The sequence below is a fragment of the Pedobacter sp. GW821-FHT01D05 genome (genome assembly GCF_059422505.1).
In genome coordinates this window covers 1,724,118-1,741,888 of the sequence record NZ_JBWKXA010000001.1, presented here as the reverse complement: position 1 = coordinate 1,741,888, position 17,771 = coordinate 1,724,118, and the positions used below count along the sequence as shown (strand labels likewise).

The window sequence follows — 17,771 nt, the reverse complement described above, 5'->3', positions numbered from 1 at the left end:
TAAAGCTTTATGTAAAATAGCCAATGTATTTATTTATAACATGTTAAAAATGAAGTTTAAAACCTTGTTCTTTTTTGCCCTGCTGATTTCTTTCGGCGCAGTGGCTCAAAATAAATTATACAATATTAAAAACTACGGTGCGGTAGGCGATGGTAAAACCAATGATGCAGCTGCTATCCAGAAAACCATCGATGTCTGTGCAGCAGCAGGCGGGGGACAGGTAGTTGTACCCGCTGGTCATGTGTTTTTAACTGGTCCTTTTAACTTAAAATCGTTCATCGATTTAAGAGTGGAAGGTGGGGCTAAGCTTTTGGCCAGCCCAGATGAAAAACTGTACACCCAAAGTGCCTTTCGTGAAAATAAGGGCGAGGGTACCATCTGGATTGGAGGAGAAAAACTAGAACAGGTTAGCATCAGCGGAACAGGTGTAATTGATGGAAATGGCATTTCGTTTATGGGCGAGGAGCTTAGTGACTCATATGTATTAAAACCCTTTAATGTTGTAGACCCTAGGCCCCATTTGCTTACTTTAATCGGTTGTAATAAACTGAATATAGATGGGGTAACTTTTCAGAATTCAGCCTATTGGACGGTTCATTTAGTGGGTTGTAATGATGTATCGATATCGAATATTACACTCTTAAATAGTATTAAAATCCGTAACAGCGATGGTATTGATCTGGATCACAGTAAAAATGTGAGAATTACCAATTGTTTTATCGAATCAGGTGATGATTGTATCTGCTTAAAAAACAGACGGGAATTTGAAGAATATGGTGCCTGCGAAAATATTGTGATTAGCAACTGTACCATGACTTCCAGCTCATGCGCAATTAAAATAGGTTCTGAAAATATGGACCGGATTAGTAATGTGCTCATCAATAACTGTAATATCAGGAAAAGCAACCGCGGTATTGGTATTCAAAACCGTGATGAGGGTACAGTAAACAACGTAATTTTTTCCAACCTGTTTATCGAATCCAAACTTTTTTCGGATGTATGGTGGGGTAAAGCAGAGCCCATTTACATTACTGCTTACCCAAGAGCAACCAGCAACAACAAAGATGCGGGCTGGCGTTTACCAAAAGGACAAACCAAGGGAAAGGTAGGAGCGGTTAAGAATATTTATTTCAGCAATATTCGATGTACTGGAGAAAGTGGTGTGTACATCAGCGGCGAAAGTCCCGATAAAATTTCAGATATCTATTTTGATCAGGTTAGTGTTTATCTCGATAAAACAACAAAAGAAGAAGGCGGCGTGTACGACCGTAGACCAAGCAATGTTGAGGGATTGGTTAAAAGTGCGATTGCAGGCTTTTATTTTGAAAATACCGGATACATCAGCCTACTTAACAGTAATGTGGTATGGGGTATAAATAAGCCTGGTTATGCCGGAAAAGCACTTGAACAAAAGAATGTAAGTAAGCTCAAAACCGTGAACTTTAACGAAACTACAGCAGATAAATAATTAAGGGCTGCCCCAGGAATTAACCTTTCGGCTGTACTTCGGTTAGTCAGGCGCTGCCACGCCCTAACTTGTCGGTTTAAGCGTTTTTCTACTTAAACGTTTACGCAAATAAATACTTCTAAATCCAATTAAAGGCCTTCTTTTTTTAACAACTTCGTTATAGCATAACCAATACCTCAGGTAATACCAGGTAAATAATAGCTTTTGTGAGAAAAAAAATATATGTTAAAAACAATAAACGTATTGGTTGATCTGCCCGATTTTGGCATTATAGAGTTGCCCTTAGTTTATGAAATGAGCATAGAAGGGGGCGAAACAGGCGTTTGTTTGGTGAACTGTAAGATAATGTTGAGTGCTGAAAATCTACCTGAATGGCTATTAACAACCGCCTTTAGCATTGTTTATGCCCAGGCTGAGACTGAAGAGGCAAACATTGTTTCAGTGAACACCGATAACGGAACTAAAAACCGCTATCATGAAATCATGCTGAGCATTGTATCGTCATATATTAAGCTCAGAGAAGATCGTATTGGTTTAAATCAGCGCTTAATAACGACTTGAAGTGTAATTTGTTAAGTTATTGAAAATCAGCTAGCTGTTCTCTTTTTGTAATTTCGCCCATTGCAATAACGATTTCGTTAATAGTTTTCATACTAAAGACATGTCTGCCGGTTAACCATCGTTTAATTTCATCAGGGTTAATGTCCAGTATGGAAGCAAGATCGTTTTCTGTTGCGCCCTTTTCTGCAAGCACTTCTGTAGTTTTATTGGCAACATCAAGATTTAGTTGTGCCAGTTTCTCAATTGCAGGATTTCCAGTTTCTTCCAGCCAGATAGAAACAAAATCGTTTTCTTCCATTTTATTCTTTTTTACCATTTAGAACAATCTTACTCCTTCTATCAATTGTTCATTTGGGCGGCAAATTTAGTGATTAAGCCCATTATTGCAAACCAGAATCAAAAAGAAAAGCAATGAGCCAATGATTAGTCTGCGTTTAGGTTTAATTTAATGGTTGATTGTGCTTATCTTAGTACAATTGGCGAAATTTTATCTTAAACACAGTTAAAACTGCTTATCGATTATTCATTTAGCCTTACTCGTATTCCAATTAGATCAATTTACAAATGGCCTCAGACCAAAAATTCGTAGACTTTATAATAGATCAGATAGATTATTCTGAACAGGTTAGCTATAAAAAAATGTTTGGCGAATACGGCTTGTATTTTGATGATAAGTTGTTTGCACTGGTGTGCGACAATAAGCTGTTTATTAAGCCTACTTTATCTGGAAGGGCGTATATAAAAGATGTTGTGGAAGCACCTCCTTATCCCGGTGCAAAAAATCAATTTCTAATCGAAGCACAATTGGAAGATCGCGATTGGCTAAAAAAACTCGTCGGCATAACGGTTGCAGAACTGCCTGAACCGAAACCCAAGAAAAAGAAATAAGAATAGAATCCTGCATTCTTCTAGTTGGATGAATTTAGAAAAAGCTAACAATGTGCACTGCGGAAAGCTGCTTGGGTACTGTTTAAATTTGTAACAAGCTTGTTTTATTCCCCGAATTAAGGGTTGTTGTGCAGACGCCGGACTGCTATAGTACATATTTTAGTTATATTGGAACTATGAAAAATTTAGCCCTGTTCCTGTTATTATCACTCTCTCTTCGCCCTTTATTTGCGCAGCAAACACAAAAGCCAATGCTTTATGGCAACAGCTGGATGGCCATCACCGGAAAGCCTATGGCAGCAACAGCAGGCTCGATAATCTTTCAGCAGGGTGGAAATGCAGTTGATGCGGCATGTGCCATGTTGGCTGCTACTTGCACCATGTGGGATACTTTAAGCTGGGGGGGAGAAACACAGGCGCTAATTTACAATCCGAATACAAAAAAGGTGATCGCGATTAATGCAATGGGTGTTGCCCCAACTGGAGCAACTGTTGCCTTTTTTAAAGCTAAAGGTTATAGTTTTCCGCCAGAATACGGCCCTTTGGCCGCAACCACGCCAGGTACACCCGGCGGACTGATTTATATGCTGAGTAAATATGGTAGCATGAGCCTGGGGCAGGTTCTGGCACCTGCCATGCACATGGCTGCGGGTTATGCCATAGAAGCACAGGCGGCAAACAGTATGGAGCGCGATAAAGAATTGATTAAAACCTGGCCTTACAGTAAAAAAGTGCTGTTGCCACATTTGGGCGAAAAACGTGAGGCGCCAGAAGCAGGTGAGATTTTTATTCAAAAAGACCTGTTGGCCACCCTAACCAAAATGGTTGAAGCAGAGCAAGCTGCACTAAAAAAAGGTAGTTCGAGGCAAGAAGCATTAATGGCCGCTTACGACCGTTTCTATAAAGGAGACATTGCGAAGGAATTTGTACGTGGGAGTAAGGAACAAGGTGGATTGATTACCATGGATGATCTTGCTAAATGGAAACCAGTTGAAGAAGAAGCACTAAGCACTGATTATAAAGGCATTAAAGTATACAAATTAAAACAGTGGACTCAAGGCCCTGTTTTACTGCAAGCTTTGAATATATTAGAAAATTTCGACCTGAAAGCGATGGGCTACAATAGCTCAAAATACATCCATACTGTTTATCAGGCGATGAACCTTTCTTTTGCCGACCGCGATTTTTATTATGGCGATCCTAATCAAAGTCCTGCTGAACCGATAAAAGGTCTGTTAAGTAAAGATTATGCAAAACAAAGGGCCTCGCTTATTCAGCCTGATAAAAATGATGCGAACACTGGCCCTGGCGATCCTTACCCATACGAAGGCAAGAAAAACCCTTATTTAAATCTGTTAAAAAGCAGAGGCTTTAACCCCGATACAACCAAGCGTAACTTTGCGCCGAAGCACGACCTAGGTAACAATATGCCAAAAGAAATTTATGAAGACCGTTTATGGCGGGGAACGACATCGATAGAAGCCGCAGATAAAGCTGGTTGGGTGGTATCAGTTACCCCAAGTGGCGGATGGCTTCCAGCCTGTATTGCCGGTAATACCGGTATTGGGATGAGCCAGCGGATGCAAAGTTTTGTGCTCGATTCTACTTTAAACCCCTTCAATGTTGTTGCACCGGGAAAACGCCCAAGGGTAACCCTGTCGCCTTCATTATTTATCAAAGATGGTAAACCATTTGTATCCGCTGCAGTTCAGGGCGGAGATACCCAGGATCAGAATCTGCTGCAGTTCTTTTTAAACATGGCTGAGTTTGGTATGAACGTGCAAAGGGCAACTGAAGCCGCTAACTTTAATACCAATCAGCTTTGGCTTTCGCTGGGTGGTACTAAAACAAGCGACAGAGCACCAAAACCTGGTCAGATTTTATTAAACACCAATACAAAAGAGGAGGTGCGCAATGAACTAAAAAAAATGGGTTATACACTCAGTTTTTCAGAACGGACCAGTGGCCCAATAAATGCCATTTATTTTGATTGGAAGCACAATAGTTTGCAAGGTGGCTCAAGTAACCATGGTGAAGATTATGGTATTGCATGGTAATACATTGATTCGATGAATGACCAGTATTGCATTTTTTGATTAACACCTAAAAATAACACTTTGGCCTTCGGCTCTTTTTGGTTTCGATATAATAGCCAACTGAAATTTCATGCGAGCCATAATCATAATTGCTCAGTTTATTGAGGCTGTAATCATAACCATAACCAATACGCAGGTTAGATCTTATAAACAATTCGCTGATGAAACCAACTGCCGCTCTACTGGTTAATCCGCGCTGCAGGTTCTCTTTAGGATAAATTTTCACCGAAGTGCGATACACCGTACCAATCCAGAAACGCTCTTTTACCAGTAAAAAGGCATTTAAATCTAATGAAGTTGGCCCGTGTAAATCGTCTTTAATTAAAAAGGTTGGTTTAAAAACGAAATCATCATTTATTGGTAAGGCGACCCCTGCACTCAAGTAAAAATGAGGCTGAATTTTTACGTTTAAAGAATTGTAATCGTCAAATACAGATAAGGTTTTTGACAAGAGGTTATTTGCCGAAAAACCGATAAAAAACTTTTCATTTGAATAATGGATACCTGCGCGTATATCGGGCATGGTCTGGCTTATTGATCCATTGGGGATGCGGATATCGCCCATTTCGATAGGATCTAACAAATTGCCGTTTAAGGAGGTCTGAATTACACCTACGCCTAAACCAAAAGCAAGGATGTTTGTTTCGGTGCGATCGAGTTTTATCCTATAAGCGAAGTTTGCCGATGCATTTAACGTATTTTGTGCACCTATTTTATCCTTGGTTACAATCATACCCAGGCCTAAACTTTCGTCGTTTATCGCTTCGTCGGCAGATATAGAAAGCGTTTGTGGTGCTCCCCGAACACCAGTCCATTGGGCTCTCGCAAAAGCCTGTAGGTAAAGCTCTTCCTTATAACCCGCATATGCAGGATTGATGTACATATTATTAAAAACATATTGCCCAAACTGGGCATCTTGCTGCGCAAATACCTTAAAGGATGGTATCGTAATGATCAAAACAAGAAGTATCCTCTTCAAAATGTTCATGTCTGTATTTTGTTTTATTTACCTAATTACGGTTACATAACCTTTGTAATCTTGCCAGTTTGCTGATCCGTTTCTAACTTTAACCACATAAAAGTAAGTTCCATCTGCTAGTCCCGGAGCAGTCCAGTCGTTCTGATAATGATTGGATTGATAAACCGTGCTTCCCCAGCGATTAATGATCGTTACCTCGTTCGATTCAAAAGATTCCAGGCGTTCAATATAAAAAGTGTCGTTCTTGCCATCCCCATTAGGCGTGAAAACATTTGGTATTCTTAAACCTGAAATCTCTTTTTTATCAGTTGATGTATTATTGGCCAGGTTAGGATCAAATTCTGTTGCGGTTACAGTAGCGGTATTGGTCACCATTCCCGATTGTTTAGATCTTACTTTAATTACCAATTCTGCAAACTTGCCATTGGCCAGTAAGGGAATATTCCAGTTAATGGTTCGGTTTAGCTGATCGTAGCTCGCTACTCCATCTGTTGGTTGGGCCAGGTTTTCTAAAGAGAGGTTGTCAGGCAGCGCATCTTTAATCATGAGCTGGGTGGCATCATCTGTACCATTATTTCTAACATTTAAATAATAGTCAAAAACCTGGTCGCCCACTACAATCTTTGATTCTGATCGCTTGGTTATGGCTACATCCGCCATGAGCTGCGGCAATACCAGAACCTCTATTTCATCAGAGATATCGGATGTACAACCAAATTGATTTACTGTAGCTACTTTATAAATGCCGGCCGTGGCGGTGATAAGTGTTGCTTTGTTCTGGCCGTTTACCAATACATCATCCTTGTACCATATGTACATAGCAGCCCCTGCCGAATTTGCACGCAAAACCACCGACGACCCTTGTCTGATCGTAATGGTCTGCCGCCCATAGGGAGCAATATGGCCCATCGCTGTTTGAATAAAAAACAAGAGCAAAGCCAAAGCCAGAAAGGAGGATATCCTTAGCTTCATTTATACAACAATCATCAGAAAAACTAAATCAGCCTAGAAAGTAACTGCTGTTGCCGTTCCGGTGATGGTTCCTGGAGTAATGGTTGGTTTTACAGGTTTAGCGGTTACCGTAACATCATGATCTGCCCACTGTGGACAATATTTATTGCCATTAATTACATAACCCACTTTTAACCGATGTGTTTTTGTTCCAACAGTTGCTGGAGCCGATGGTGTATAATCTTTTGCTGTAGCACCTGAAATAGCCGTTTCTACTCCTCCGGTTACCGTATACCACTGATATGCCAATGATGTAATTGTTGGATCTTCAGGATTAGTCACAGCACCAACCTGGGCCAATGGACTTTCTAGACAAAAGTTAGCTGGTGTAAAATCAACAACCAAAGGTTTAAGCACATATACCGGAATTTCCTGTAATTCAGATTCGCAGGAGCCAGGCGTGGTTGATTTAGAACTTAAATAATAATAGCCTGTGTTTAAATCGGCCGCTGCGATTTTGTTTCCCGAAGCTAAAGTAACACCTGTGCTTGGCGTAGTAGTTTGCGTTGCACTGTATTTAACAATCCAGTCTTCTCCAGCTGGGGCAGCAGGTAAAGTAAGATCCGATCCTTTGCAAAAAAGACTAACGCCGCTTGTAGTTGGTAGTACCTGAGCTGATACTGTTGAAAATGTGCAGATTAACAGGAATGTAATTGCTAAAATTGCTTTTGTAATTGAATTGTTCATGGGGACGATTTTTTTTTGTTTGATTAATATTGTGAATTAGTTTGCACCAACACATGCGGTGCTGATGGCTTTGGATTTATTTTAATGTTGAAATTAATTTGAGTACTGCAACCTGCCGAATTTTTAATGGTCAATACACCGGAATGGATACCCAATGCAGCATTGACTGGAACGTTAAGCGGAATATTTCCCGCTGGCAAAGTTTGATTGCTAACTGGATCAAAACCTGGCGTATTCCAGGTAATACTATACGTTGTTGGACTGTTTAAAGCGTTGGTATAAGGGAGTGATGATGTGGTAAAACCCTGACAGATTTCAGGTTCGGCACCCAATGTTAAATTTGGAAGCCCGTTTACGATTACAATAAAATCGGCTGTTTTCTCCGCGCAGCCCTTTGCTGTAGCTGTTATAGTTGCTGTTCCTGCGAATGTATTATCCCAGGTTACTTTTCCACTGTTTGCATCAATAATACCTGCCGATAATGGTAAAATGGAATAAACTATGCTTGTGGCATTTGTTGCCGCCGCAACATAGGTATCAGTTCCGGTACCAGCACAGCGTTTATCGGTTAATCCAGTGTTAAAAGCAGGAGTACTTACATTTCCATTTACCGTTATTGAGCCTGTTGTAGTGAATGGAGTTCCAGTAGTATTAGAAACGGTATAAGTTTTTGGTGGGCCTGCGGTAGTTGGCGTGCCTGAAATGGTAACTTTTTTAGGAGATGAACTATTGGTGTAAGTTATCCCGGCTGGTAAACCTGTAACTTGAATACCGTTTGAGCCTGATGGGATATTGATAATAATATTGTTCATAGCTGTTCCTACACATACTTCTCTATCATTAGAGCCAGTTATGGTACTGGCCGAGCTCTGATCGTTAGTGCTTACCTGATCAGGCTGTGAGCCAGTAATCGTTGCGGTGTTAATATTAGTTCCTGTTGCTACAACTTTTGCGGTGATGCTTAGGGAGATACCGGCATTACTGGCCATATCGCCAATAGTCCATATACCCGAAATAGGATCGTAACTTGTGCCCGATGGCGCTATGCTCGATACATAAGTATAACCGCTGGGAAGCAGATCTGTAACCGATATACCAACTGCATTGCCATCGCCTAAATTTTCAGCCTTAAGCGTAAATACTACATTGCTGTTTAACTCCGGATAAGCGATATCAACTGTTTTGGTAATGGCGCGGTCGATATTACAAAGTGAAACCTTTATTGGGAGAGAAGGTGCACTCAGCCCACAATCTAAACTATAACTAACCGAATAATTGCCGGAGCTACTAGCCACATAAGTATTGGTATTTGCACCACTTATCGGAACTTCGTTAAGGTACCATTGATAATTGGAAGCATTTGGGGTTGCTGTAAGTGTTGCCGATGCACAGTTGGTTTGTGATACTACAGGCTGAGCGCCCTTTTCGGGAAAACGTGAAATGAAGTTAGACATCGAAAAAGCATTACTTTGCTGTACCATAGAAACAGTAAGCCTGCTGGAACTTGTTATTATAATTGTACTTGGCGATCCAATATTAGCACGTGTAAAACTAATTAGAGATAAGCCCGTACTACCTAAGGATTTACGAGTACCTATACCTGCTATAGTTTCTATATCTGTATTATTGTAAAGCGGAGTGCCATTTGCATTAAGATAAATTCTATCGGCGCTACTGGTAATGATATAGCCAAAGTAATCGAGGTTAGTAGTTTGAACATAAGCAGTAAACTTTGAGGTTTCAACTCGCTTTGATCCTGAGCAACTGGATATTGGGACTAAGGTAGCCACATCTACTTCACAACCTGCGCCACCAGAAGCACCGGCTGTGCCTGAAAAAACTTCAATATTTTTTGTTGCTGAAATCCAGGTCGAAGAGTATCTTCCCGTATTAGTTGCGGGGTCATATGGGCTACTCAGATAGCCATGATTAAAGGTTTGCTTATCTCCCGCTTGTGCCAAGTTGTAGGTTGTGGTGCCTTTTTGAACACCATTTTGATCAAAATGTATTACTGTAAAGCTGGTGTTTGCCTCTGTTGCAATTACAGTAGTTTGCTCTGCAGTTGTATTACCCTCACCTCTAACCACTACATATTCTCTACCTAAGGAGGCAATTGGCGGAATTGGATTATAAGCTCCGTCTCCACAGCCTCCGGGAGCATCCAGATCTGCAGCGGTATTCATTACCGCCGATCCCGACGATTCTACCAAGGTTCCCATTGGGGCATTGAATAAATAACTTTGTCCGGCATTTAATGTTGCCTTTGCTACACCAGCTATTTTAACAATCGTATTATTTTCGATGGCCATAATGCTGTAGATCGGTGGATGAGCATTACCCGCAAGATCACCGTCCCGATAATAACCTACGCGAAAGGACGTTCCAATTGCCGCATCACCAAAGCTAAAAAGAGAGGCGTTACCCTTAATATCTGTATCCGTGCCATCAGTTCCCAAATTATCTGATGCTACATTTCTTAAATTCACAGAAATAGATCCGGTAGCCTCTACTATTAATCCGGCCCCGCTCAGTACCTTATTTAATTCATGCTCGGGTGCATCTTTAGGTAGTCCGGTAAAGCGATAAACAAAAGGCGTTCCTTGAACGCAGCTAAAAGTTGTAACAACAGTACCATCGCTTTTATATATTGTTCCGGTAACAGTTCCAATATCTGATGTAATAACAATTTCATTGGCCTTACTCCAATATTGCCATGGGGCAGGAGCAATATAATGTTTAGAGTAACTGCTTGCAGGTATTTTTTTTATGGTTATTGCGCTGGCTTTTAAAGGAACAGCGATTGGTAAATTGTTAAAGCTTGCGTTTATTACGGTTTTAATTTCATGGCGTGCAAATGCAATATTTGCTGAGCAGAGCAATATTAATCCCAGTAACCCGTTAAATAAAAACAGCAGAAAAGCCTTAATCATAAATAACTTGTTGGAACCATATGTAGCTTAACATGGATCTAACAATTCATTAAAAGCTGAGCACTTTTAATAAATTTTAGCATAACAAATCACTTACCTATGTAGAGTAGGTTTGATTTATTGTGTAGTTCGAATGTGTCAGTTTGTTTGGTTCTTTTGGTCGAAAGTAATTAAAAAAATGCACTAAAAAATGCCCCTAATATTAATTTTTAATGCAGTCTAAAGCCGTTTAAATGCATCTTTTGCATAAATTTAATCAGCTGTATTTCTACTTATACGGCTTAGGTTGAAAATTGATTATTTTCTTTCTGGTCATTTAATTTTTTTATTAGACAACTTATTTTAACTCAATTAATTATGCTGTTTTTTGAGTCTAAAGTATAATAAACAGCATTCAGATAAGAAAAAATGATTTTTTTTATAAAATAATTTGATCGGCATGGAAATATCGACCTTATGACTTAAAAGCTATAAGTCTATTGATCCCCATTTTAAAACTACCGTTGAACAGTAGAAGGTACCTTATGGTGTTTTGATTTTCATTTCAGTCATCCATGCCATGCACTGTTCAAGCCATTTATCGGTTCTCGTTGCGTTTTTTAAATCAAAACCATTGCCTCCGGCAGCGTAGATATGCATTTCGGCCTTTACCCCGTTTTTTTTAAGTGCCTGATAGTCGTTTAGCGTATTAGCAACAGGTACAACTTTATCATGACTACAATAATCAGATCATTGGGCAATCGGTATTTCGATGTATGCATAAATAATCACGAAAACCTTTATATACCCCAATGGAATTCAGGAAAATCCTTTCCGCTTTTTATTGGAGTGTATACACTAAGAGGCTAATTTATTATTTACTTGACCGTGCAATACAAGCTAAAAAACCTTTTATCAAATTGAAGGTTTTTGAGCATGATATTATATTCAGCATTAAATTGGCATCTCGAATAAGCTAACTGGCTTATGATGATAGTGTGCAGGAAGCTGATCGGTGTTGCTGAGTTCATATAGTCCCAAAAAATCGAATCCAAATTTTTGGTAATGTTGAATCAGTCCCTTGTTTTCACCAACAGTATCTAATCTAACAAAGCGTTTGCCGTTTTCTTTCGCATATTGTTTTGCCCAGTTTATGATTGCACCCACCAGGTTTTGCCCCCTGAAATCGGGATTTGTAGCAATGCGGTGAATGTAAATAGCTGGGTCGAGGTTCTTTTCTTCCCATATCTGAGGATCGCTAAAAGTAGTTGCCCATATACAGGCTATCTGTCCGTTAATAATTATTTTCCATTGCCTTTTTTCCCTAATCTCTGTTTCGATTAACGAAAGTTCAAACTTGGGCCAATGAACGTTATATTTCGTTTTCTGGAAATCCGTTGCGATTTCATATAAGCGGAAGATTTCTGCTATATCATGTATTGTGCTATTTTCTATCTGCATGGTTATGGCTTAGGTTTTTAATGAATGGTGCGAGCTCCCTTTCAACAGCATTGTTGCTGTTTTCTAGATGCGTTACAATATTTTTACGTTCCTGCTCCGATTTGTTCTGGCTTAATTTTTTCGTTCCCCGTAAATTGCTTACTTCCAGTTCGAAAGCTACAATTCCGCGCATCATACCCTGTTTAAATTTTTCTGAAAGACTATCCCATTGTATAAGATATTCCTTTTCGTAATAGAGAATCATTTCTTTCAATGCTTGTTCTTTAGCTTTTTCATCGCTAATAATAGTGGCCTTACCATAAGCATGTATGCTAATATAATCCCATGTGGGTACACTTTCGTGTTTTTCGTAATGGCTGGGAGAGATATAAGCATGTGGCTCAGTGAATATAATAAGTGATGTATACTGCTCAATGTATTTTACCTGCTCATTGGCTTGCGCAAAGTGACCGCTAATTAAGACCTTTCCATTTACCTCGTTTACAACAAAAGGTAACTGAGTGGCTATGGGTAAATTATTGTAGCTGGTAATAATCGTGGCAAAGCTATATCGCTTCATAAAGGCAATTTGCTCACTTTGGTCATCAAACTTAAAACTATTGGATGTTAACATTTTATTAGATTTTGAAGGGTCAAATATGGTTATTTAGCGAATTTTTTTGAGCCTGCAACGCAAAGGATTACGCCCATTGTAATGGCTAGCATACCCATAGTTACTTTTTCATGGAGTAGGATCGTTGCAAGGGCCAATCCAAAAAAGGGCTGTAGAAGCTGGAGTTGTCCAACTGCTGCAGTTCCACCTTGTGCAAGCCCTCTATACCAGAAAATAAATCCGATGAACATGCTAAAGAGCGAGATATAGGCCAGACTCAGCCAGGCAGCCGTACCCACCTCAGCAAATGAAGCTGGTTGGTAAATGAACATTAAGGGTAACATGAGTGGGAGCGAGAGTACAAGTGCCCAGGAGATTACCTGCCAACCACCCAATGTTTTAGATAATTTTGCACCTTCTGCATAACCAAGCCCACATAGTACAATTGCCAGTAACATTAAAATATCACCGGTTGGTTCGGCATTAACTCCCTGATAAATGGCGTAGCCAATTACCAGAAGGCTGCCTGTAATTGAGAAAAACCAGAATACGGGTTTAGGACGTTCGCCTCCACGTAAAACTGCGAAAGCGGCTGTAACCATGGGCAAAAGGCCTAAAAATACCAAAGAATGTGCCGAGGTAATGTGTTGCAAAGCAAGCGCACTTAACAATGGAAAGCCGATTACCACACCCAGCGCTACAATGACCAGCGAGATTAAATGTTTGCTTGATGGTCGTTTCTCTCTAAATGTAATTAATACTCCCATTGCGAGCACTGCAGCAATAGTGGCACGGGCAACGGTTACAAAAATAGGGCTCATATCCATAACCGCTAACCTTGTGGCTGGCATAGAGCCGCTAAAGATCAGTACGGCGATAAACCCATTAAGCCAGCCACTCGAAATATGCGCTTTGTTTAGTTCAGTTCCTGTTTCTTTCATGTCTTTTCATTTCTTAAATCAAAGGTGCAAAGCTCAAAGCGATAAATACAGTATCAGTTTTGTATATTTGTATGGATACAGTTTGTTGATTATGGAGAAAGTTTACAGGTACAATGAAATAGCAAGCGGAATTGCCACACAAATTAGGGATGGTATTCTGCGATCGGGAGATAAACTTCCCTCTGTTCGAATGCTCTGCAAAGAATATGCAGTAGGCATGAATACGGCAAAACGTGTGTTTTTGGAACTGGAAGCACAATCGTTGGTTGAAGCTAAGCCACAATCGGGTTTCTTTGTAAGCAACAGCAGGGTAGACCGGCTTCCGCTGCCTGCAGTTAGTAAACCCTCACTAATTGCAAATCATCATGAGCCGAGCGAACTGAGTACGCAGGTGTATTCTAGCATTGGCCGGGATGATTTAACCCTTTTTTCAATTGGTGTCCCATCAGGAAGCCTGTTACCATTGGCAAAACTCAAAAAGGAGATACTTTATGCTACACGGGCCCTTAAAGAAGGGGGAGCGGCGTATGAACCACTTCAGGGCAATGTTAAATTACGCAGAATGGTTGCAGTACGATCGCTGGGCTGGGGAGGAAACCTTCATGAAGATGATCTGATTACTACTGCCGGGGGAGTGAATGCATTGTCTTTTTGCCTGATGGCTTTGGGCAAACCAGGCGATACTGTGGCCATAGAAAGTCCCTGTTATCCCGGAATTCTTCAACTGGTAATCAGTTTAGGCTTAAAAGTACTCGAATTGCCCACGCATCCTGTTACGGGCATTGAGATAGATGCACTTAGGAAAGTGGTATCGAAAATTGATATTTGCCTGTTGATTCCCAATTTTAATACGCCGTTAGGTAGTTGCATGCCCGATGCGCATAAAAAAGAAGTTGTTCAGCTTTTGGCAGCAAATAATATTCCGCTTATTGAAGATGATATTTATGGCGATCTCTATTTCGGTACGCAACGACCAAGATGCTGTAAATCATTTGATACAGAAGGTAATGTACTGTGGTGTAGTGCAGTTTCGAAAACCTTGGCGCCAGGATACCGTGTAGGTTGGGTAGCTCCCGGAAAGTATAAAGAAAAGCTACTTAAGCTAAAGCTGGTACATGCCCTTGCTTCAACTTCTCTTATTCATGAGGCCGTCGGCAATTTTCTAAAAACCGGTCGGTATGATCGCCATTTGCATCAACTCCGTCGCACCTTACAGTACAACTATCAGCATTATATCGATGCGGTTACAGAATATTTTCCTGAAGGTACTAAAACAACCCGGCCGCAAGGTGGACTGGCTATATGGATAGAATTTAGCAAAGAAGTTGATGCCATAAAACTGTATGAACTGGCCATGAAACAAAAAATCAGCATTGCCCCAGGCCCGATGTTTACGCTGCAAGATCAATATCAGAACTGTATCCGCCTCTGTATCGGCCTTCCATGGTCTAATGAGCTTAAATTTAAACTGAAACAATTGGGTAATCTGGCAAAAATGATGTAACCGAATAATGGTCTCGGCTGAAGTTATGGGCAGTTATAGCTTAATGCCGATATACTGCGCTTGATTAAAGGTTTACATTGTCTGACTCAGGAGTGCTTGGCGTTTCGCCTAAAGGCACTATTCCGCAAGCTGCCCATATAAATTTAAAAATATTCAGGAACTCGCACTGGATATCCCTGTCAGACTGTATTTCGTTCTCCATGTTGTACCGCTTTAATCTATTTATTGAAACATAGAAAGGCTGGTTTTGTGTGAGCGAAGGTAATCCTTTAATGTAAGTTTACTGTTGCCTAAATGTTAAGGAAGATATTTTAAACCTTAACCTATTCGGTGCAATATTTATTTTTAACTACACTTAGTAAGTATATCCAATAATCGGTATTGGAATCCCTATGGCGTTATGTTATATTTACATATTTACAACAGTTACCTAATTAGTTTCCAATGGAATACAGTGTTTTCTGATTGATTAACTATTATATCAGTATGTCTCTTGCTAAACATATATTTTAATAAAAAGAAAATGATATACACCGATCGAAAAGTAATGGATCCTGCTATAAAGAAATGTCTGATTGGCAAACTGCTCAATAACAATATCTCGGTTAGCGAACTTATTGAACTGAGGCCTGAAATTAATGAGTTTGATCTTTCTGAAATTATTCAGCATATCTACGATCTTAATCTGGAGCAAGTACGAAAAATAGCTGCATTAGCGCCTGTTATGGCTAAAGTAGATGCATTAAAAAACAGTCAGCGCAATAGCCGTTTTATAAAAAAGGTAAAAAATAATTTCCGGAAACATATGGCCAAACACAACGGTCTTAAAAACAGGGTAGTGGTAGTTGAGGGCGATTCGTGGTTTAACTATCCGATTCTTTTAAGTGATGTGATCGACTGGGTTTCTATGGAAGAGAATATGGCCGTTTATAGTCTGGCTTCTGGTGGTGATTGGCTGATGAATATGCTTAGTGCCAAAAAATATGTTGAGCAGCTTTCTATACTGCAGCCTGATGTATTTATCATTAGCGGGGGCGGAAACGATCTGGTTGGAAACCGGAGAATAGCAGCTATGGTTACACATAAAGGAGACTCTAACGAATTTGAAAATAGTGCATTTGCGAAATACCTCTATCAAAACGCTGCTAATCCACCCGATAAACCAGAAGATTTTAAACGTGGTACCCAGTTCATATCCAAAGATTTTTATGCTTTGCTGGCCTTTTTTCAGCTCCAATATTATTTCATTATAAATGGGATTCTCACTGGAGGTGAGGGCGAAAATGGTAAGTTCCCCGGCATACAGATTATTACCCAAGGTTACGATTACGCCATACCAAGCGATAAAAAGATAGCAGGATATAATCCACTCAAATGGTATCGGCTGTTTGCCAGAACCTTTCTCGGCCACGGAGGATGGTTAAAAACGCCCTTGCAGCTGAGGGGTATTTACGATCCCGAAGATCAGCGCAAAATTGTTTATGCCATGATATACCTCTTTAACGAAATGATGATTGATATCGGTCGCATTTTTAGTGAAATGTTAGGTGAGAATCGGGTATTCCATATCGATTCAAGAGGATCTGTTGGCAAAAATGGTTGGACCGATGAATTGCATCCATTGCCCAAACATTTCAAAAAAACAGCAGCAGCCTTTATTCATTGTATTAACAACCCAAATAAACAAGGAAGTGCAGTTGTAGAAGTTGTAAAACAACAGTAAGGAGGCCAGAAATGAAAAAGATATTGATTTTAGTATTTATCATCGTTTGTGGTGTGATGGCCTTTCAAGGAAATATCCTGCAGCGCTTCAGTGGAAAAGGAATGATCAACTTAGAGCTCGCCAATAAAGATACAGGAGTAGAAATTGTTGCACTTTGGAGTGATACGCTTTATGGCGACCAAACCCTTTTAAACGTAGCCCAAAAGAATACACACCTCGATTTTATGTTTATTTTGATCTACGTAGTGCTTATTATGACGTTATCCAACGCGCAAATGCAAAGAGAAAAAACAAATTGGCTAAATGAATTGCTGCGGCTTAATTTATTGCTGGCATTCTTGATTGGATTGCTGGATATTATTGAGAATATAAGGCTATTACACAGTTTCCATCACCCAGGAAATCTGGCCGAATTTTGGCGAACAGATTTTATTGCATGGCCAAAATTTGTAATAGCAGGCTGGGTAATTTTGATTTATGTTTTCTCGGTAATTAAGGGCTACTTTAATAAGTGATTTTCGTTAGCGTCTTGCAGATCATTAAGATATCAAGGCTAATTGTGGTGTCAGTTGTTTCCAACTGACACTAAAAACTATTCTAGCTATTCCCTTTTTTAATGGTCGACAGTCAGATGGTAACATCTGACTGCACATGGATTGATTGATCCCAAAATCGATCGTCATTTCGACTGGAACGCAGTGAAATGGAGAAATCTCTTAGATTGTTTTTAATTGTGGTGTCAGTTGTTCCCAACTGACACTAAAAACATATATTCTAGCTATTCCCTTTTTTAATGGTCGATAGTCAGATGGTAACATCTGACTGCACACGGATAAATCTTTCCTCCCTTCCTCTCTACTACAATTGATTGATTCCAAAATCGATCGTCATTTCGACTGGAACGCAGTGAAATGGAGAAATCTCTTAGATTGTTTTTAATTGTGGTGTCAG

At 40.0% G+C, this 17,771-nt stretch carries 16 protein-coding genes and 1 pseudogene; 7 read left to right on the top strand and 10 right to left on the bottom strand.

Going from position 1 to position 17,771, the window contains the following annotated elements; translation table 11 throughout:
- Nucleotides 1-49: 49 nt before the first annotated feature.
- Nucleotides 50-1,468, top strand: coding sequence for a glycoside hydrolase family 28 protein (locus AC07VK_RS07110; protein WP_492959308.1), 1,419 nt, complete (start codon nucleotides 50-52; stop codon nucleotides 1,466-1,468).
- A 222-nt stretch (nucleotides 1,469-1,690) separates the two neighbouring features.
- A complete protein-coding gene (locus AC07VK_RS07105; RefSeq protein ID WP_492959306.1) occupies nucleotides 1,691-2,029 on the top strand; it encodes a hypothetical protein in 339 nt (112 codons plus the stop codon).
- 16 nt (nucleotides 2,030-2,045) lie between these two features.
- Here the strand turns inward: AC07VK_RS07105 and AC07VK_RS07100 are convergent, their stop codons facing one another.
- The gene (locus tag AC07VK_RS07100; RefSeq protein ID WP_492959304.1) at nucleotides 2,046-2,327 is read right to left on the bottom strand and encodes a hypothetical protein; all 282 of its coding nucleotides are present in this window, start codon (nucleotides 2,325-2,327) and stop codon (nucleotides 2,046-2,048) included.
- A 266-nt stretch (nucleotides 2,328-2,593) separates the two neighbouring features.
- On the opposite strand from AC07VK_RS07100, the gene AC07VK_RS07095 reads away from it, so the two are divergent.
- Together AC07VK_RS07095 and AC07VK_RS07090 are read left to right on the top strand one after the other, a co-directional pair.
- Complete coding sequence (locus tag AC07VK_RS07095) at nucleotides 2,594-2,917, top strand: TfoX/Sxy family protein (RefSeq protein WP_492959302.1); 324 nt, start codon at nucleotides 2,594-2,596, stop codon at nucleotides 2,915-2,917.
- A gap of 176 nt (nucleotides 2,918-3,093) precedes the next feature.
- The gene (locus tag AC07VK_RS07090) at nucleotides 3,094-4,974 is read left to right on the top strand and encodes a gamma-glutamyltransferase family protein (RefSeq protein ID WP_492959300.1); all 1,881 of its coding nucleotides are present in this window, start codon (nucleotides 3,094-3,096) and stop codon (nucleotides 4,972-4,974) included.
- 46 nt (nucleotides 4,975-5,020) lie between these two features.
- Here the strand turns inward: AC07VK_RS07090 and AC07VK_RS07085 are convergent, their stop codons facing one another.
- From AC07VK_RS07085 to AC07VK_RS07050, 8 genes and pseudogenes are all read right to left on the bottom strand, one after another.
- The gene (locus AC07VK_RS07085) at nucleotides 5,021-6,001 is read right to left on the bottom strand and encodes a PorP/SprF family type IX secretion system membrane protein (RefSeq protein ID WP_492959298.1); all 981 of its coding nucleotides are present in this window, start codon (nucleotides 5,999-6,001) and stop codon (nucleotides 5,021-5,023) included.
- Nucleotides 6,002-6,019: 18 nt separating this feature from the next.
- The gene (locus AC07VK_RS07080) at nucleotides 6,020-6,964 is read right to left on the bottom strand and encodes a T9SS type B sorting domain-containing protein (protein WP_492959296.1); all 945 of its coding nucleotides are present in this window, start codon (nucleotides 6,962-6,964) and stop codon (nucleotides 6,020-6,022) included.
- 33 nt (nucleotides 6,965-6,997) lie between these two features.
- Nucleotides 6,998-7,690 (bottom strand): hypothetical protein, encoded by a 693-nt coding sequence (locus AC07VK_RS07075; protein WP_492959295.1) that lies wholly within the window; start codon nucleotides 7,688-7,690, stop codon nucleotides 6,998-7,000.
- Between the two features lie 23 nt (nucleotides 7,691-7,713).
- A complete protein-coding gene (locus AC07VK_RS07070; RefSeq protein ID WP_492959293.1) occupies nucleotides 7,714-10,620 on the bottom strand; it encodes a hypothetical protein in 2,907 nt (968 codons plus the stop codon).
- A gap of 522 nt (nucleotides 10,621-11,142) precedes the next feature.
- A pseudogene (locus tag AC07VK_RS07065) lies at nucleotides 11,143-11,325 on the bottom strand (alpha/beta hydrolase); the annotation flags it as partial.
- A 228-nt stretch (nucleotides 11,326-11,553) separates the two neighbouring features.
- Nucleotides 11,554-12,060: a GNAT family N-acetyltransferase gene (locus tag AC07VK_RS07060; RefSeq protein WP_492959291.1), complete on the bottom strand. Its 507-nt coding sequence runs from the start codon at nucleotides 12,058-12,060 to the stop codon at nucleotides 11,554-11,556.
- Nucleotides 12,044-12,673, bottom strand: a complete 630-nt coding sequence (locus tag AC07VK_RS07055) for an FMN-binding negative transcriptional regulator (RefSeq protein ID WP_492959289.1) — start codon at nucleotides 12,671-12,673, stop codon at nucleotides 12,044-12,046. The genes AC07VK_RS07060 and AC07VK_RS07055 overlap by 17 nt, the downstream gene beginning before the upstream one ends.
- Nucleotides 12,674-12,702: 29 nt before the next feature.
- Nucleotides 12,703-13,593: a DMT family transporter gene (locus tag AC07VK_RS07050; RefSeq protein ID WP_492959287.1), complete on the bottom strand. Its 891-nt coding sequence runs from the start codon at nucleotides 13,591-13,593 to the stop codon at nucleotides 12,703-12,705.
- A gap of 91 nt (nucleotides 13,594-13,684) precedes the next feature.
- On the opposite strand from AC07VK_RS07050, the gene AC07VK_RS07045 reads away from it, so the two are divergent.
- Nucleotides 13,685-15,097, top strand: a complete 1,413-nt coding sequence (locus tag AC07VK_RS07045) for an aminotransferase-like domain-containing protein (protein WP_492959285.1) — start codon at nucleotides 13,685-13,687, stop codon at nucleotides 15,095-15,097.
- A gap of 64 nt (nucleotides 15,098-15,161) precedes the next feature.
- On the opposite strand, the gene AC07VK_RS07040 is transcribed toward AC07VK_RS07045, so the two are convergent.
- The gene (locus AC07VK_RS07040) at nucleotides 15,162-15,299 is read right to left on the bottom strand and encodes a hypothetical protein (protein WP_492952094.1); all 138 of its coding nucleotides are present in this window, start codon (nucleotides 15,297-15,299) and stop codon (nucleotides 15,162-15,164) included.
- A gap of 321 nt (nucleotides 15,300-15,620) precedes the next feature.
- On the opposite strand from AC07VK_RS07040, the gene AC07VK_RS07035 reads away from it, so the two are divergent.
- Nucleotides 15,621-16,820, top strand: a complete 1,200-nt coding sequence (locus AC07VK_RS07035) for a hypothetical protein (protein WP_492959283.1) — start codon at nucleotides 15,621-15,623, stop codon at nucleotides 16,818-16,820.
- 11 nt (nucleotides 16,821-16,831) lie between these two features.
- Entirely contained in the window at nucleotides 16,832-17,335 is a 504-nt protein-coding gene (locus AC07VK_RS07030) for a hypothetical protein (RefSeq protein ID WP_492952096.1), read from the top strand.
- Nucleotides 17,336-17,771: the final 436 nt, after the last annotated feature.

Coding starts and splice junctions, on each gene's coding strand:
- AC07VK_RS07105 (WP_492959306.1), top strand. CDS start 1,691: ATGTTAAAAACAATAAACGTATTGGTTGATCTGCCCGATTTTGGCATT.
- AC07VK_RS07070 (WP_492959293.1), bottom strand. CDS start 10,620: ATGATTAAGGCTTTTCTGCTGTTTTTATTTAACGGGTTACTGGGATTA.
- AC07VK_RS07050 (WP_492959287.1), bottom strand. CDS start 13,593: ATGAAAGAAACAGGAACTGAACTAAACAAAGCGCATATTTCGAGTGGC.
- AC07VK_RS07040 (WP_492952094.1), bottom strand. CDS start 15,299: ATGGAGAACGAAATACAGTCTGACAGGGATATCCAGTGCGAGTTCCTG.
- AC07VK_RS07030 (WP_492952096.1), top strand. CDS start 16,832: ATGAAAAAGATATTGATTTTAGTATTTATCATCGTTTGTGGTGTGATG.
- AC07VK_RS07095 (WP_492959302.1), top strand. CDS start 2,594: ATGGCCTCAGACCAAAAATTCGTAGACTTTATAATAGATCAGATAGAT.
- AC07VK_RS07035 (WP_492959283.1), top strand. CDS start 15,621: ATGATATACACCGATCGAAAAGTAATGGATCCTGCTATAAAGAAATGT.
- AC07VK_RS07075 (WP_492959295.1), bottom strand. CDS start 7,690: ATGAACAATTCAATTACAAAAGCAATTTTAGCAATTACATTCCTGTTA.
- AC07VK_RS07080 (WP_492959296.1), bottom strand. CDS start 6,964: ATGAAGCTAAGGATATCCTCCTTTCTGGCTTTGGCTTTGCTCTTGTTT.
- AC07VK_RS07100 (WP_492959304.1), bottom strand. CDS start 2,327: ATGGAAGAAAACGATTTTGTTTCTATCTGGCTGGAAGAAACTGGAAAT.
- AC07VK_RS07055 (WP_492959289.1), bottom strand. CDS start 12,673: ATGTTAACATCCAATAGTTTTAAGTTTGATGACCAAAGTGAGCAAATT.
- AC07VK_RS07085 (WP_492959298.1), bottom strand. CDS start 6,001: ATGAACATTTTGAAGAGGATACTTCTTGTTTTGATCATTACGATACCA.
- AC07VK_RS07045 (WP_492959285.1), top strand. CDS start 13,685: ATGGAGAAAGTTTACAGGTACAATGAAATAGCAAGCGGAATTGCCACA.
- AC07VK_RS07060 (WP_492959291.1), bottom strand. CDS start 12,060: ATGCAGATAGAAAATAGCACAATACATGATATAGCAGAAATCTTCCGC.
- AC07VK_RS07110 (WP_492959308.1), top strand. CDS start 50: ATGAAGTTTAAAACCTTGTTCTTTTTTGCCCTGCTGATTTCTTTCGGC.
- AC07VK_RS07090 (WP_492959300.1), top strand. CDS start 3,094: ATGAAAAATTTAGCCCTGTTCCTGTTATTATCACTCTCTCTTCGCCCT.